Origin of the sequence: Pseudomonas sp. MIL19 (genome assembly GCF_028680365.1) — a bacterium.
Classification (GTDB): Bacteria; Pseudomonadota; Gammaproteobacteria; order Pseudomonadales; family Pseudomonadaceae; genus Aquipseudomonas; species Aquipseudomonas spirodelae.
The window spans coordinates 1-13,399 of sequence record NZ_JAPPVG010000013.1; the positions used below are offsets into that span (position 1 = coordinate 1).

Consider the following 13,399-nt stretch of genomic DNA (forward strand, 5'->3'; position numbering starts at 1 on the left):
GCCTGAACCGCCGTGTACGGAACCGTACGCACGGTGGTGTGGGAGGACGGCGGCCGTGAGGCCGCCTCCTACCCGATCCGGTGATTCAGGTCGCGCTGCCGCTGGGGCGGTACTGCAAGGCTTCGCCCAAATGGCTGCGGCTGATGTCTGCGGCGCCGTCCAGGTCGGCCAGGGTGCGTGCCACTTTCAATACGCGGTGAGCGGCGCGCAGGCTCAGGCCCAGGCGCTCGCAGGCGTTTTCCAGCCACTGGCGGTCGGCGTCGGGCAAGCTGCAATGCTGTTGCACGCCGTTAAGGTCGAGGTGCGCGTTGCTGCAGCCTTGGCGTTCCAGTTGCTGCTGGCGTGCTCTAACTACCTGAGCGGCCAGCTCGGCGCTGCCTGGGCCGGGCTCAGTGCTGGGGTTGAGGCGGGTGGTTTCGCGCGGCACCGTCAGGTGCAGGTCGATGCGGTCTAGAAAAGGCCCGGAGAGTTTGTTGCGGTAGCGTTGGATTTGCTCGCTGCTGCAACGGCAGCGCCCGGAAGGGTCGCCCAAGTGGCCGCAGGGGCAGGGGTTCATCGCCGCCACCAACTGGAAGCGCGCGGGGAAACGTACCTTGTCGCGGGCACGGGCAATCACGATATGCCCGCTTTCCAGTGGCTCGCGCAGGACCTCTAGCACCTTGCGATCAAACTCGGGTAGCTCATCCAAAAACAGCACGCCCTGATGGGCCAAGGTAATTTCGCCAGGTTGCGGACGACTGCCACCGCCGACCAGCGCCGGGCCCGATGCGCTGTGATGCGGTGTACGAAACGGTCTTTGTGGCCATGCGTTGAGTGGTGTGTGGCTGGCCACGGAATGGATGGCGGCGACTTCCAGTGCTTCCGCCTCGTTGAGGGGTGGCAGTAAGCCGGGCAGGCGGCTGGCCAGCAGGGTTTTACCGGTGCCGGGCGGGCCGGTAAACAACAAATTATGCGAACCTGCGGCGGCCACCAGCAGTGCGCGTTTGGCGGCAATCTGGCCCTGTACTTCGGCCAGGTCAGGGTAGGGCAATACTTGGCGGAGCAGCCCTTGCGCTTGAAACGGCGCAATCGGTGTTTGGCCGTTGAGGTGCGCGGCAACTTCTAACAAGTGCTCGACGGCAATCACCGTCAGCCCAGACGCCAGGCTGGCTTCCTCGGCATTGGCCTTGGGCACCACCAGGGTGCGTCCGGCGGCTCGGGCCGCCAGTGCCGCAGGCAATACGCCTTGCACCGGGCGAATCGCCCCGGACAGCGCCAGCTCACCCAGGCACTCCAGGTGTTCCAGCGCCGTCGCGGGAACCTGGCCGCTGGCGGCAAGAATGCCAAGGGCAATTGCCAGGTCGAAACGGCCGCCATCCTTGGGCAAGTCTGCTGGCGCCAGGTTCAAAGTGATGCGTCGGGGCGGGAAATCAAAGGCGCAGTTGAGGATGGCACTGCGCACGCGGTCCTTGCTTTCCTTGACCGCGGTTTCTGGCAAGCCGACCAGCGCCAGTGAGGGCAGGCCATTGGCCAAGTGGGCCTCGACGGTGACGGCGGGCGCTTCAACGCCAACTTGGGCGCGGCTGTGGACTATGGCCAGGGACATCGATCACTCCTTGATCGGCAGATGCATCCGCTTGGGTATTACTCGTTGTGCACGGTGGTGGCTGCGTTGCGGGCTTCCATCTCGCTGACCTTGGCTTCGAGGGCTTCCAGGCGAGCGCGGGTGCGGGCTAATACGACCATCTGGCTGTCGAATTCGTCGCGGCTGACCAGGTCGAGTTTGCTGAAGGCGCTTTGCAACAGCACCTTGAACTGGGCTTCGAATTCACTGCGCGGCAAGGGCGCATCGCCGTTGAACAGGCGCGAGGCGTGGGTGGTCAGGGCGTCTAGCAGGGCTTTAGGTGGCAGCATAATGAGGTTCCGTTTACAGATGGCGGCAGTGTAGCACGCAGTTTTAAGCGGCTTGCCGGGTGCGCTTGGTGTGGGATGGAGGCTGCTTGCACGGTTTTCGCGCGCGGCTCAGCGGGCTGTTGCACCGTTGTTGTGCGCTGGCTGTTGGCTATTACTGGGCTAAAACGCCCGTTTACTGGGTAACTGCATGAAATAAATCGGTTTTACCTGACCTGGCAAGCTTTCTGCTTTGTCTCCTGCGACGCAAGCACTGATGCAGTTCCGGTGCGTCAGGCGAAGCGGGGAAGTGTTTCGTTGGGAGCGGTTGCTGAGTATCGGTGCCGTTGGATCAGGGCTGCGATGCATTACAAAAGCCAGGCACTGCGCTTAGACTTGGACCGGGTTCGTAATTCCTGGGGCAAGTCCACCATACACGGGAGAGAGTTTCATGAAGCTAGTCACTGCCATCATCAAGCCGTTCAAGCTGGACGACGTTCGTGAGTCACTGTCGGAGATCGGCGTGCAGGGCATCACGGTCACTGAAGTCAAAGGTTTTGGTCGTCAGAAGGGCCATACCGAGCTGTACCGCGGTGCTGAATACGTGGTCGATTTCTTGCCAAAAGTGAAAATCGACGTGGCCATCGCTGACGATCAACTCGATCGTGTGATCGAGGCCATCACCAAAGCTGCCAACACCGGCAAGATCGGTGACGGCAAGATTTTCGTTGTAAACCTGGAACAGGCCATCCGCATCCGTACCGGCGAAACCGGCACCGACGCAGTTTAAGCCTCCGCACGAACCCCCACGCCCCAGGAGTTAAACCATGACTCTGCGAAAAATCGCAGGGCTAGGAGCCCTTTTGTCTCTCGTTCCTGGCTATGCCATGGCCGAAGAGGCAAGCCTGAACAGCGGCGACACCGCTTGGATGTTGGTCGCCACTGTACTGGTGCTGTTTATGACCATTCCCGGTCTGGCGCTTTTCTACGCTGGCATGGTGCGTTCGAAGAACGTGCTGTCAGTGCTGATGCAGTGTTTTGCGATTACCGGGTTGATCAGCATTCTTTGGGTCGTCTATGGCTACAGCATGGCCTTCGACACGACTGGCATGGAGCAGGGGGTACTTAACCTCAACTCCTTCGTCGGTGGTTTCTCCAAAGCCTTCCTTTCTGGTTTGACTCTAGACAGCCTGGTGGCTGGGATTCCGGAGAGTGTCTTCATCACCTTCCAGATGACCTTTGCCATCATCACCCCTGCGCTGATTGTCGGTGCCTTTGCCGAGCGCATGAAGTTCTCGGCCATGCTGATCTTCATGGTGGTGTGGTTCACCCTGGTCTATGCGCCTATCGCGCACATGGTCTGGAGTGGCGACGGTGCTTTGATGTGGGACTGGGGCGTGCTCGACTTCGCGGGCGGCACCGTGGTGCACATCAACGCGGGTATTGCCGGTCTGGTGGCCTGTCTGGTGCTGGGCAAGCGTAAGGGCTTTCCTACTACGGCGATGCCGCCGCACAACCTCGGCTACACCCTGATCGGTGCAAGCATGCTTTGGGTCGGCTGGTTCGGCTTCAATGCAGGCTCTGCGCTGGCCGCCAACGGCAGCGCCGGTATGGCCATGCTGGTGACTCAGATTGCCACCGCTACAGCGGCGCTGAGCTGGATGTTCGCTGAGTGGATCACCCATCGCAAACCCAGCGTTCTGGGCATTGCCTCGGGTGCTGTGGCGGGTCTGGTGGCGATCACGCCGGCCTCCGGTACCGCGGGGCCGATGGGCGCTCTGGCGATTGGTCTGGCCAGTGGGGTGATCTGCTTCTTCTGCGCCACCAGCCTGAAACGCAAGCTGGGTTATGACGATTCCCTCGATGTATTCGGCGTGCATGCCGTGGGCGGGATTGTCGGCGCTATTCTCACTGGGGCGTTCGCTGCGCCCGCCTTGGGCGGCTTCGGCGCGGTGGAAGACATTGCGGGGCAGTTGTGGATTCAGTTCAAAGGGGTGGCCTTCACGGTGGTGTACACCGCTGTGGTGACCTTCGTAATCCTGAAAGTGATCGACCTAGTAATGGGCCTGCGTGTCAGTGAAGAGGAAGAGACCATCGGTCTCGATCTCGCCCTGCATAACGAGCGCGGCTACAACCTGTAAGCACACGGAGTGCGTCCGGCGCCAACCCGGACGCCTTAACCGAATAGCGCTAAAAAGCGTAACGGCAAGAGGTGAACCATGGACAACACAGCATTGACTGCACTGCAGTACGGTTTTGATACCTTCTACTTTTTGATTTGCGGCGCTCTGGTGATGTGGATGGCAGCAGGTTTTGCCATGCTCGAATCCGGTCTGGTGCGGGCCAAAAACACTACTGAAATTCTCACCAAGAACATCGCCCTGTACGCAGTGGCGAGCATCATGTACCTGGTGATCGGCTACCACATCATGTACTCCAGCCCGGAAGGCGGCATCCTGCCAAGCCTGGGTTTCCTGTTGGGTGACGAGCACAGCGTTGAGTCGGTCTTGGCCGGCGGTGACGACGCGCCTTACTACTCGGCGCGTTCGGACTTCTTCTTCCAGGTGGTGTTCGCTGCGACCTGCATGTCGATCGTGTCCGGTGCTGTGGCTGAGCGCATGAAGCTGTTTGCCTTCCTGGCATTCGCGGTGGTCATGACCGGTTTCATCTATCCGGTACAGGGCTTCTGGAAATGGGGTTCGGGCTTCCTCAACGAAGCCGGCTTCCTCGACTTCGCCGGCTCCGGTGTGGTGCACATGGCGGGCGCAACTGCTGCTCTGGCTGGCGTACTGCTGCTCGGCGCACGTAAAGGCAAGTACGGCCCGAATGGCCAGGTCAACGCCATTCCGGGTGCCAACCTGCCAATGGCTGCGTTGGGTACCTTCATCCTGTGGATGGGCTGGTTCGGCTTCAACGGTGGCTCGCAGCTGAAGATGAGCACCATCGAAGACGCCAACGCCGTGGCCAACGTGTTTGTGAACACCAACATGTCCGCTGCCGGTGGCTTGATCGCGGCGCTGATCGTGGCACGCATCCTGTTCGGCAAGGCTGACCTGACCATGGCCCTTAACGGTGCCCTGGCTGGCCTGGTGGCTATTACTGCCGAACCGCTGACCCCAACAGCCATGCAGGCCACTCTGATCGGTGGTGTGGGCGGCGTGCTGGTGGTGTTCTCGATCCTCGCGCTGGACAAGCTCAAACTCGACGATCCTGTCGGCGCCATCTCGGTGCACGGTGTGGTCGGTATCTGGGGCCTGCTGGCGGTTTGCCTGACCAATAGCGACGCGACGCTGGGCGCACAGCTGCTCGGTATCGGTTCGATCTTCGCCTGGGTCTTCGTTTGCAGCCTGATCGTCTGGTCCATCATCAAGCTGGTGATGGGGCTGCGCGTCAGTGAAGAAGAGGAATACGAGGGTGTGGATATCGCCGAGTGCGGTATGGAAGCCTACCCGGAATTCACCAAGCGTTAATTCCTGCTGGGTTTGAACAAGGGCGCCTAATGGCGCCATTTGTTTTTTCTGTGGGTCGGAAAAGTCTGCTGTTTTTAGGCACGCGCGCGGTTGTGATCCAGCAGCAACAGACCCTAAAATGCGCGCCGTTGAGTGCCGCTCGCCGATGCGTAGCGCTCAGCCCAGGCAAGACCATTGGATTTTTTATCAGCGGCGTTAGAAAGCTGACGCCGCTGGGCTATAACTACTCTGCTTTTCGCAAGTCATGAGGTTGGAACATGAGCGACGATGATCTGGAAAACGACGAATTAGAAAGCGCTGACGAAGACGAAGGTGAGGAGCTGGCTGCCGCTGATGATGGCGACACTAGCGATGACGACGACAGCGACGATGAAGTTGTAGTCACCAGCAAGCCTAAAAAAGCCAAGGCTGCTGTCTCGGTAGAAGACTTGCCGAGCGTTGAAGCCAAGCAGAAAGACCGTGATGCCCTGGCCCGCGCCATGGAGGAGTTTCTCTCGCGTGGCGGCAAGGTGCAGGAGGTCGAGCCGAATGTGGTCTCCGACCCGCCCAAGAAGCCCGAAGGCAAATACGGCAGCCGCCCTATCTAAGCGCCTGCGGTAACACAAAAAAGCCCACAGGCCATAAGCCTGTGGGCTAATGAGATGGTCACCCCCGACACCCTGCGCAGACTAGTCTTTCGTAGGGTGTTTTTATTCCGGAGGCCATCGCCATGAAGTCAGTAGCATTGATCGGTATCGATCTGGGCAAGCATAGTTTCCACCTGCATGCTCAGGACAACAGCGGCAGCGAAGTATTTCGTAAGAAGACTACTCGCCAGCAGTTACTGCGCCTACTTGCTAATCAGCCCGCGTGCACGGTGGTGATGGAGGCCTGTGCCGGCGCGCACTGCCTGGCACGTGAGATTACAGCACTAGGGCATGAGGCCCGGCTGATTTCTCCGCAATTCGTGCGGCCTTTTGTGCAGGGCAACAAGAATGATTTTATCGATGCGCAAGCCATCTGCGAAGCGGCTTCCAGGCCGTCGATGCGTTTCGTAACCCCGAAGAACGAAGCCCAGCAAACGCTCTCGGTGCTGCATCGCCTGCGCGAATCGCTGATTCGTGATCGCACCAAAGTCATTAATCAGCTGCATGGTTTTCTATTGGAGTTCGGTATCAGCCTGCCGGTGGGTACGGCAGTCATTCGACGCTTATCCAGCGTGCTAGCTGAGCATGAGTTGCCCGTGCGCCTGGTTGCCTTACTGCAGCGTCTGCATGAGCATTTCACTTATTTAGATGAACAGATCAAGGCGTTGGACAAGGAAGTCGCCAGCCAGTTGGGTGAGGATGACTTGGGCAGCCGATTGCTGACTATTCCCTGCGTGGGGCCGATCACGGCCAGTGTGCTGGCCGCGGAAATGGGTGATGGAAAACAGTACACCAGCAGTCGAGACTTTGCGGCTTCCGTCGGCTTGGTGCCGAGGCAATACAGCACGGGCGGTCGAGCCAACCTGTTGGGTATCAGCAAACGCGGCGACAAGAACTTGCGCCGCTTGCTGGTGCAATGTGCGCGGGTCTACCTGCTGCGGTTAGAGCATCAGCGCGGCGCGCTGGCCGATTGGGTGCGCAGCCTGCTTTGCCGGCGCCACTCGAATGTGGTGGCCTGCGCACTGGCGAATAAGCTGGCGCGTATCGCCTGGGCCATCGCCACACAACACAGTAGTTATGAAACAGGGCCAGACGGCTACGCCGCCTGACCCTGTTGGTGTTGCAGTGCTAAGAAGCACCTTTTCAGGTTTTGCGATAGCTGAACAACAGATGACGTGAACGGCCTACCGGCCTGGTGAAGAACCTGACACAAAAATCGGCTTAAAGAAGCCGCCGGGCTTTTCAGGATCACCAGGTGCGACTCTCATCGTGGCGCGGGGCATGCCTCATACAGACGCCGGATAGATTTAAGCAAGCCAAACACCCATCGCTGATCAGTATTGCAAAAATGGGGGTGACCATAGATTTTTTGTGGCGTTAAGGGTTGCTTACGCCCAGCTGTGCAGCAAGGTCGGCAACTCTGCCAAGCTGCGGATCTCTCCATCCGGGTGGTTGTCGGCCTCCCAAGCTTTGCCCAGGGGGTTGAACCAGATGGCGCGCAGACCCGCCGCCTGAGCCCCGGCAATATCATCGCTGGGGTGGTCGCCAATATGCACCGCGTGTTCGGCGGCAATGCCGGCGCGCTTCAGGGCTTCGGTGAACGGTTTCGGGTCAGGTTTGCCGACGCCCAATTCTTCGGCGCAGAGGGCGAATTGGAAGTAGTCCGCCAGGCCGAGACGGCGCACATCGGCATTGCCGTTGGTGATAACCCCAAGCTGAAAGCGATTAGCCAGGGCTTCAAGTGTGGGGTGCACCTCAGCAAACAGTTCGACCTGATGGCGCGCCGCAAGGAAGATCTGAAAGCCGGCCTCGGCCAGCGCCTGCGCCTCGCTGTGCGGGTAACCCGCGTCTGTCAGGGCATGCAGGAGGATGCGCCGGCGCAGCTCACTGAGGCGGTGCTTGAGCATGGGTTCGGCCAGCAGCAGGCTGGCACGAATTGACCACAGATGCTCCACCGGCACAGCGCCGAGGCGCGGCGCGTGCAGAGCCAGCCAGTTACGCAGCGCCGCTTCGGCGTCCTGCATCACCGGGGTGACATCCCACAGAGTGTCGTCAAGGTCGAAGGTGATCAGCTGAATACTCATTCTGTGCTGCCTTTGCGTTTGGCCCGTGGGTGAGCCTGGTCATAGACCGTGGCCAGGTGCTGGAAATCCAGGTGGGTGTATATCTGCGTGGTGGCGATGTCAGCATGGCCGAGCAGTTCCTGCACCGCGCGCAAGTCTTGGGACGACTCCAGCATATGGCTGGCGAAGCTGTGACGCAGCATATGCGGATGCAGGTGCTGACCCAGTTCGCGTACGCCGGCTTGGCGCACCCGCAGCTGCACGGCTCGCGGGCCGATACGCCGGCCTTGCTGGCTGATAAACACAGCGCCATCGGCAGGCTTGGCCAGGGCGCGTAACGGCAACCAGTGCTCCATGGCCTGACGTGCCATGCGGCCGATGGGCAGCTCGCGGGTTTTGTTGCCTTTACCGGTGACGCGTACCAGGCCGGCGGGCAGGTCGAGGCCGTCCAGGTTGAGGCTGACCAGCTCCGACAGGCGCAACCCGGAGGAGTAGAACAGTTCCAACATCGCCTGATCACGCAGGGCGATAAAGTCGTCTTCCAGAGCACCGTCGAGCAGTTGTGCCATGCGATCGGCGTCTAGGGTTTTTGGCAGGCGGCGTTCGCCTTTGGGCGGCATCAGGCCGCTGGCGGGGTCGCTTTCGCAGTGGCCTTCGCGAATCAGGTAACGGTACAGGCCACGGGTCGCGGAAAGCAGGCGCGCCAGGCTGCGGCTAGATTGCCCTTGCATGTGCAGGCGTCCGACCATGCGCCGCAGCCGCGCGCTGTCGAGCGCCGACCAGCGGTCAATGTGCTCGGGCGGACACAGCGCCAATAGCGTGCTCAGGTCGTGCCGATAGCCGATCAAGGTGTGCGAGGACAGCTGGCGCTCACTGCGCAGGTGTTCGAGGTAGGCGTCCAGGAGGTCTTGCATGGCAGCTCCCTACGGTGCGGTCGCTGCGCCGGTTAACGCACCGAACGCAAGGGTGTGGCAAAACCGGGCACGACACGGGCCAGGACTTCGGCGATATAGCCGAGAAACAGGGTGCCCAGCGAGCTTTTGTAATGCTGCGGATCGCTGCTGCCAATCGCCAGCACACCATGCAGGCCTTGATGGGTGATGCTGACCACCGCTGCCGAACCGACCTGTTTGCCGTCCTTGCTGCCGAACAGGAAATTCAACTCATGCTCGCGCAGTACCCCGCAGATGGTCTTGCCTCCCGCCAGCAGGCTGCCGACAGCCTGGTGCGCTTCGGCGCTGCTGACTGAGCGGCCAACGGGCAACGGTGCTTCACTGAACAGGATCAGGCTAACGAAGGGCACCTGAAACTCACTGCGCAGGCTGTCTTCGACGCAGCTGACCACTTCTTCCAGGCTGTTGGCGTCGAGCAGGTCGAGCACCAGGCGGCGGGTCTTGTCGAACAGGCGGTCGTTGTCGCGGGCCACATCCATCAATTGTGAGAGGCGCTGACGCATTTCGATATTGCGCTCGCGCAGCAGCTTCACCTGCCGCTCAACCAGCGACACGGTATCGCCGCGCTGGTGCGGGATGCGCAGCTCGGGGATCAACTCGTCGTGATCGATAAAGAACTCCGGATGCAGGCGCAGGTAAGCGGCAACTGTCTCCGAATCCAGTGGCTTGGGTGAATCCTGCTTGTCGGTCATAGACGAACCTGTCCTTCGTACACGCGTACAGCGGGGCCGGTCATCATAACGGGCTGGCCCGGGCCTGCCCATTCAATGCTCAGTTTGCCGCCAGGCAACTCAATCTGCACCGGCGAGTCCATCCAGCCCTGGCTGATTGCCGCGACCGCCGCGGCGCAGGCGCCGGTGCCACAGGCCTGGGTTTCCCCGGCGCCACGCTCCCACACGCGCAGCTTGGCGCGATGGCGGTCAAGCACTTGCAGGAAGCCGACATTAACCCGTTGCGGGAAGCGCGGGTGGTGTTCGAGCTTCGGCCCCAGGCTGTGCACCGGCGCGTTATCGACGCTGTCGACGCGCAGCACGGCATGCGGGTTACCCATGGACACCGCGGCCAACTCAACGGTCTGTCCGTCGACGGCCACGCTGTAGCTCAGCGCCTGCTGCTCGGCCTGAAACGGGATCTCGGCTGGGACCAGGCGCGGTGCGCCCATGTTGACGCTGATCTGCCCGTCGTTGCGCACGTCCAGCTCGATAATGCCGCCCTTGGTTTCCACGCGGATCTGCTTTTTCACAGTCAGGCGCTTGTCCAGCACGAAGCGCGCGAAGCAGCGCGCGCCGTTGCCGCACTGTTCCACTTCCGAACCGTCGGCATTGAAGATGCGGTAGCGGAAGTCCACGTCTGGATTACTCGGCGGCTCGACCAGCAGCAGCTGATCGAAGCCCACGCCGGTGTGGCGATCGCCCCATTGCTTGGCGTTTTTCGGCTGTATGTGCGCGTGCTGGCTGATCAGGTCGAGGACCATGAAATCATTGCCGAGGCCGTGCATCTTGGTAAAACGCAATAACATGAACTCGTCCTTTTAGCTCGCGGGCGGCAGGCAGTGTTCGCCTGCAAAAAGCTCGCTGAGCGTCTCGCGACGACGCACTTCGAAGACCTGGTCGCCATCCACCATCACCTCGGCGGCGCGGCCGCGGGTGTTGTAGTTGGAACTCATGACAAAGCCATAGGCACCGGCTGAGCACACGGCCAGTAGATCGCCCTCGGTCAGGGCCAGCTCGCGGTCCTTGGCGAGGAAGTCGCCGGTTTCGCAAATCGGCCCGACGATGTCGTAATTGCGCGTCGCACCGGTACGCGGCTGCACGGCGATCACATCCATCCAGGCTTGGTAGAGCGCCGGGCGGATCAAGTCGTTCATCGCAGCGTCGACGATGGCAAAGTCTTTGTGTTCGGTGTGCTTGAGGTATTCGACCTGGGTCAGCAACACACCGGCGTTGGCGACAATCGAACGGCCTGGCTCGAATACCAGCTTCAACTCACGCCCGGCAATGCGCTCGCGCACTGCTTTTATGTAGTCGCCAGCCAGTGGTGGCTGTTCGTCGCGGTACTGCACGCCGAGGCCGCCGCCCAAGTCCAGGTGCTTGATCTGGATGCCTTGGCCGGCCAGGTTGTCGATCAGTGCGAGCAGGCGGTCGAGGGCATCGAGGAACGGTGGCAGCGTGGTTAGCTGTGAGCCGATATGGCAATCGACGCCCACCACCTGCAGGTTCGGCAGGGCTGCTGCGCGGGCGTATACGGCCGGCGCATCGCTGATGGCGATACCAAATTTGTTTTCTTTCAGCCCGGTGGAAATGTACGGGTGCGTGCCCGCGTCCACATCCGGGTTGACCCGCAGCGAAATCGCCGCTGTCTGGCCCAGTTCAGCGGCCACTACTTGCAGGCGCTCCAGCTCGTCAGTGGACTCGACGTTGAAGCAGTGCACGCCCACTTCAAGGGCGCGGCGCATGTCGTCGCGGCTCTTGCCGACACCGGAGAAGACGATCTTGTTCGCCTCACCACCGGCGGCCAGTACACGCTCCAGCTCACCACGGGAGACGATGTCAAAACCGGCGCCAAGACGCGCCAGGACATTCAAAACACCGATATTGGAGTTGGCTTTGACGGCGAAGCAGACCAGATGCGGCATGCCCTGCAGGGCATCCGCATAGGCACGGTACTGCGCTTCGATGTGTGCACGCGAATAGACGTAAGTCGGCGTGCCGAAGCGTTGGGCGATGGCGGACAACGCCACCCCTTCCGCGAACAGCGTACCGTCGCGGTAGTTGAAGGCGTTCATGCGCTGTCCTTATTCGGTCTGTGCAGGTTCAGTTGCGGGTTCCGCCTGTGCGGCCACGGACGCGCTTTCTTCCGGCAGGAACAGCGGGCCTTTTTGGCCGCAGCCAGCGAGCAGTGAGCTGATAGCAACCACGGTGAAGAGGGCAGTAAACAACCGCTTCATGATGAAATCCCTGTAAAAAGCATGATTGCGCCGGAGTATACCGAGCCCCCGACGCCTTGCCTATGCGCCAGGGGTCCCGTCTGGCGCGGCCTTGCTTGTCGCGTGGGAGCGCGTACTCGGCACCCGTGATCGGGCGCCTGAATAGTCAGCCCCCTCGTCGTGAGTAGTTCAGTATTAGTCGTCTACCGCTAAGGTGTGCTCGGTTACCTGAGGCGTTGCCACTGAGTCAGCGTACCCTGCAGCGGCATTTGCGCGAGGCCGGGTTATCCTTCAATCCGTTCACCTCTGTGGTGCAAGCGTTGGCTGTTACTATGCTGCGCTGCGTTTCTCACCTACTGGCGCCTTGCCTAACCGTCACGCTGTTATAGCGCCCGCTACCCAAGGCTTTTTGTAGTCGCTGAATTTTTTGAGGTATGTCGTAATGAGTTTGACCGAAGCCCGCTTTCACGATCTGGTCGATGCCACCCAACAGGCGGTGGAAGATATTTTCGATGACTGCGACCTGGACCTTGATCTGGAAAACTCGGCCGGGGTGCTGACCGTACGTTTCGAGAACGGCACGCAGTTGATCTTCAGTCGCCAGGAGCCCCTGCGTCAGCTCTGGCTGGCAGCCCGTTCCGGTGGTTTCCATTTCGATTACGACCCGGCCAGCGAGCGCTGGATCTGTGACAGCAGCGACGAGCAGCTGGGCGAAATGCTTGCACGTATCACGCTTGAGCAATCGGGTGCCGACCTTGAGTTCGAAGAACTCTGAGGCGATGGGCGAGCAGGTCGCTTCGCCCTGCCGCCGCCAGTGCTGCCTGGATGATCACGATATCTGCCTGGGTTGTGGCCGTACGCTGCAGGACATTCTCGACTGGAGCAAGGCCGACCGGCTGCGCCAGTGCGCGATCTGTGCGGCGGCTGAGGTGCGCCTGCAGCAGCGCAGCGATAACCCTTGACCGGGCGGTCTTGTTTATTTGAGTGGCTGTGGTACGGTCAGCAAAATCTTGCAAAACCCCGTCTTCGTGATGGGGTTTTGCTTTTTTCACCATCCGTAAAGGGGATATACCCGCACCATGACCAGCCCATCTTCGCTCACCATCACCCGTCTTGACCTGCAGCGCTTGGAGCATCTGCTCGACAGTCTCGACGATTTCGGCCCCAATGCCGTCGCGTTGCAGGCCGAACTTGATCGTGCCGATGTGGTGGGGCATGACGAAGTGCCGGCCGGGGTGGTTACCATGAATTCGCGGGTGCATTGCCGTGAAGAAAGCAGCGGCAAGGATTACCACCTGACCCTGGTCTACCCGCAGGACGCTGGTGGCGAAGGCTGTGTGTCGGTGCTGGCGCCGGTTGGCACCGCCCTGCTCGGCTTGTCCGTGGGTCAGCATATCGACTGGGTCACGCCCAGCGGCAAAGTGCTCAAGCTGACCCTGCTGGCGGTGGAATACCAGCCGGAAGCGGCGGGCGAATATAACCGCGCCTAACC

Annotated in this window: 16 protein-coding genes; 8 read left to right on the forward strand and 8 right to left on the reverse strand. The window is 60.8% G+C overall.

What is annotated here, in order from left to right:
- Positions 1–85: 85 nt before the first annotated feature.
- Together N1078_RS10865 and N1078_RS10870 are read right to left on the reverse strand one after the other, a co-directional pair.
- A complete protein-coding gene (locus N1078_RS10865; RefSeq protein WP_274088195.1) occupies positions 86–1,585 on the reverse strand; it encodes a YifB family Mg chelatase-like AAA ATPase in 1,500 nt (499 codons plus the stop codon).
- Between the two features lie 38 nt (positions 1,586–1,623).
- On the reverse strand, positions 1,624–1,893 hold the full coding sequence (locus N1078_RS10870; protein WP_274088196.1) for an accessory factor UbiK family protein: 270 nt from the start codon (positions 1,891–1,893) through the stop codon (positions 1,624–1,626).
- A 427-nt stretch (positions 1,894–2,320) separates the two neighbouring features.
- On the opposite strand from N1078_RS10870, the gene glnK reads away from it, so the two are divergent.
- From glnK to N1078_RS10895, 5 genes are all read left to right on the forward strand, one after another.
- On the forward strand, positions 2,321–2,659 hold the full coding sequence (gene glnK, locus N1078_RS10875) for a P-II family nitrogen regulator (RefSeq protein ID WP_021700071.1): 339 nt from the start codon (positions 2,321–2,323) through the stop codon (positions 2,657–2,659).
- Positions 2,660–2,696: 37 nt separating this feature from the next.
- Entirely contained in the window at positions 2,697–4,010 is a 1,314-nt protein-coding gene (locus N1078_RS10880; RefSeq protein WP_274088197.1) for an ammonium transporter, read from the forward strand.
- Positions 4,011–4,088: 78 nt separating this feature from the next.
- Complete coding sequence (locus tag N1078_RS10885) at positions 4,089–5,339, forward strand: ammonium transporter (protein ID WP_274088198.1); 1,251 nt, start codon at positions 4,089–4,091, stop codon at positions 5,337–5,339.
- Positions 5,340–5,596: 257 nt separating this feature from the next.
- The gene (gene sutA, locus N1078_RS10890) at positions 5,597–5,926 is read left to right on the forward strand and encodes a transcriptional regulator SutA (protein WP_274088199.1); all 330 of its coding nucleotides are present in this window, start codon (positions 5,597–5,599) and stop codon (positions 5,924–5,926) included.
- Positions 5,927–6,048: 122 nt separating this feature from the next.
- Positions 6,049–7,074, forward strand: coding sequence for an IS110 family transposase (locus N1078_RS10895; protein ID WP_274088200.1), 1,026 nt, complete (start codon positions 6,049–6,051; stop codon positions 7,072–7,074).
- Positions 7,075–7,353: 279 nt separating this feature from the next.
- On the opposite strand, the gene N1078_RS10900 is transcribed toward N1078_RS10895, so the two are convergent.
- From N1078_RS10900 to lptM, 6 genes are read right to left on the reverse strand one after another with little or no spacing between them, the layout of a single operon-like run.
- Positions 7,354–8,049: an HAD family hydrolase gene (locus N1078_RS10900; protein WP_274088201.1), complete on the reverse strand. Its 696-nt coding sequence runs from the start codon at positions 8,047–8,049 to the stop codon at positions 7,354–7,356.
- Positions 8,046–8,942, reverse strand: a complete 897-nt coding sequence (gene xerC / locus N1078_RS10905) for a tyrosine recombinase XerC (protein ID WP_274088202.1) — start codon at positions 8,940–8,942, stop codon at positions 8,046–8,048. Before xerC ends, N1078_RS10900 begins: the two co-directional genes overlap by 4 nt.
- Before the next feature lie 32 nt (positions 8,943–8,974).
- A complete protein-coding gene (locus tag N1078_RS10910) occupies positions 8,975–9,673 on the reverse strand; it encodes a DUF484 family protein (protein WP_274088203.1) in 699 nt (232 codons plus the stop codon).
- Entirely contained in the window at positions 9,670–10,500 is an 831-nt protein-coding gene (gene dapF / locus N1078_RS10915; protein ID WP_274088204.1) for a diaminopimelate epimerase, read from the reverse strand. Before dapF ends, N1078_RS10910 begins: the two co-directional genes overlap by 4 nt.
- Positions 10,501–10,512: 12 nt before the next feature.
- A complete protein-coding gene (gene lysA, locus N1078_RS10920; protein WP_274088205.1) occupies positions 10,513–11,766 on the reverse strand; it encodes a diaminopimelate decarboxylase in 1,254 nt (417 codons plus the stop codon).
- A gap of 9 nt (positions 11,767–11,775) precedes the next feature.
- Positions 11,776–11,928 (reverse strand): LPS translocon maturation chaperone LptM, encoded by a 153-nt coding sequence (gene lptM / locus N1078_RS10925; protein WP_274088206.1) that lies wholly within the window; start codon positions 11,926–11,928, stop codon positions 11,776–11,778.
- 421 nt (positions 11,929–12,349) lie between these two features.
- Between lptM and cyaY the strand changes: the two genes are divergently transcribed.
- From cyaY to rnk, 3 genes are all read left to right on the forward strand, one after another.
- The gene (gene cyaY / locus N1078_RS10930) at positions 12,350–12,682 is read left to right on the forward strand and encodes an iron donor protein CyaY (RefSeq protein WP_274088207.1); all 333 of its coding nucleotides are present in this window, start codon (positions 12,350–12,352) and stop codon (positions 12,680–12,682) included.
- Between the two features lie 4 nt (positions 12,683–12,686).
- On the forward strand, positions 12,687–12,869 hold the full coding sequence (locus tag N1078_RS10935; protein ID WP_274088275.1) for a DUF1289 domain-containing protein: 183 nt from the start codon (positions 12,687–12,689) through the stop codon (positions 12,867–12,869).
- A 117-nt stretch (positions 12,870–12,986) separates the two neighbouring features.
- On the forward strand, positions 12,987–13,397 hold the full coding sequence (gene rnk, locus N1078_RS10940; protein WP_274088208.1) for a nucleoside diphosphate kinase regulator: 411 nt from the start codon (positions 12,987–12,989) through the stop codon (positions 13,395–13,397).
- The last annotated feature ends 2 nt before the right edge of the window (positions 13,398–13,399 follow it).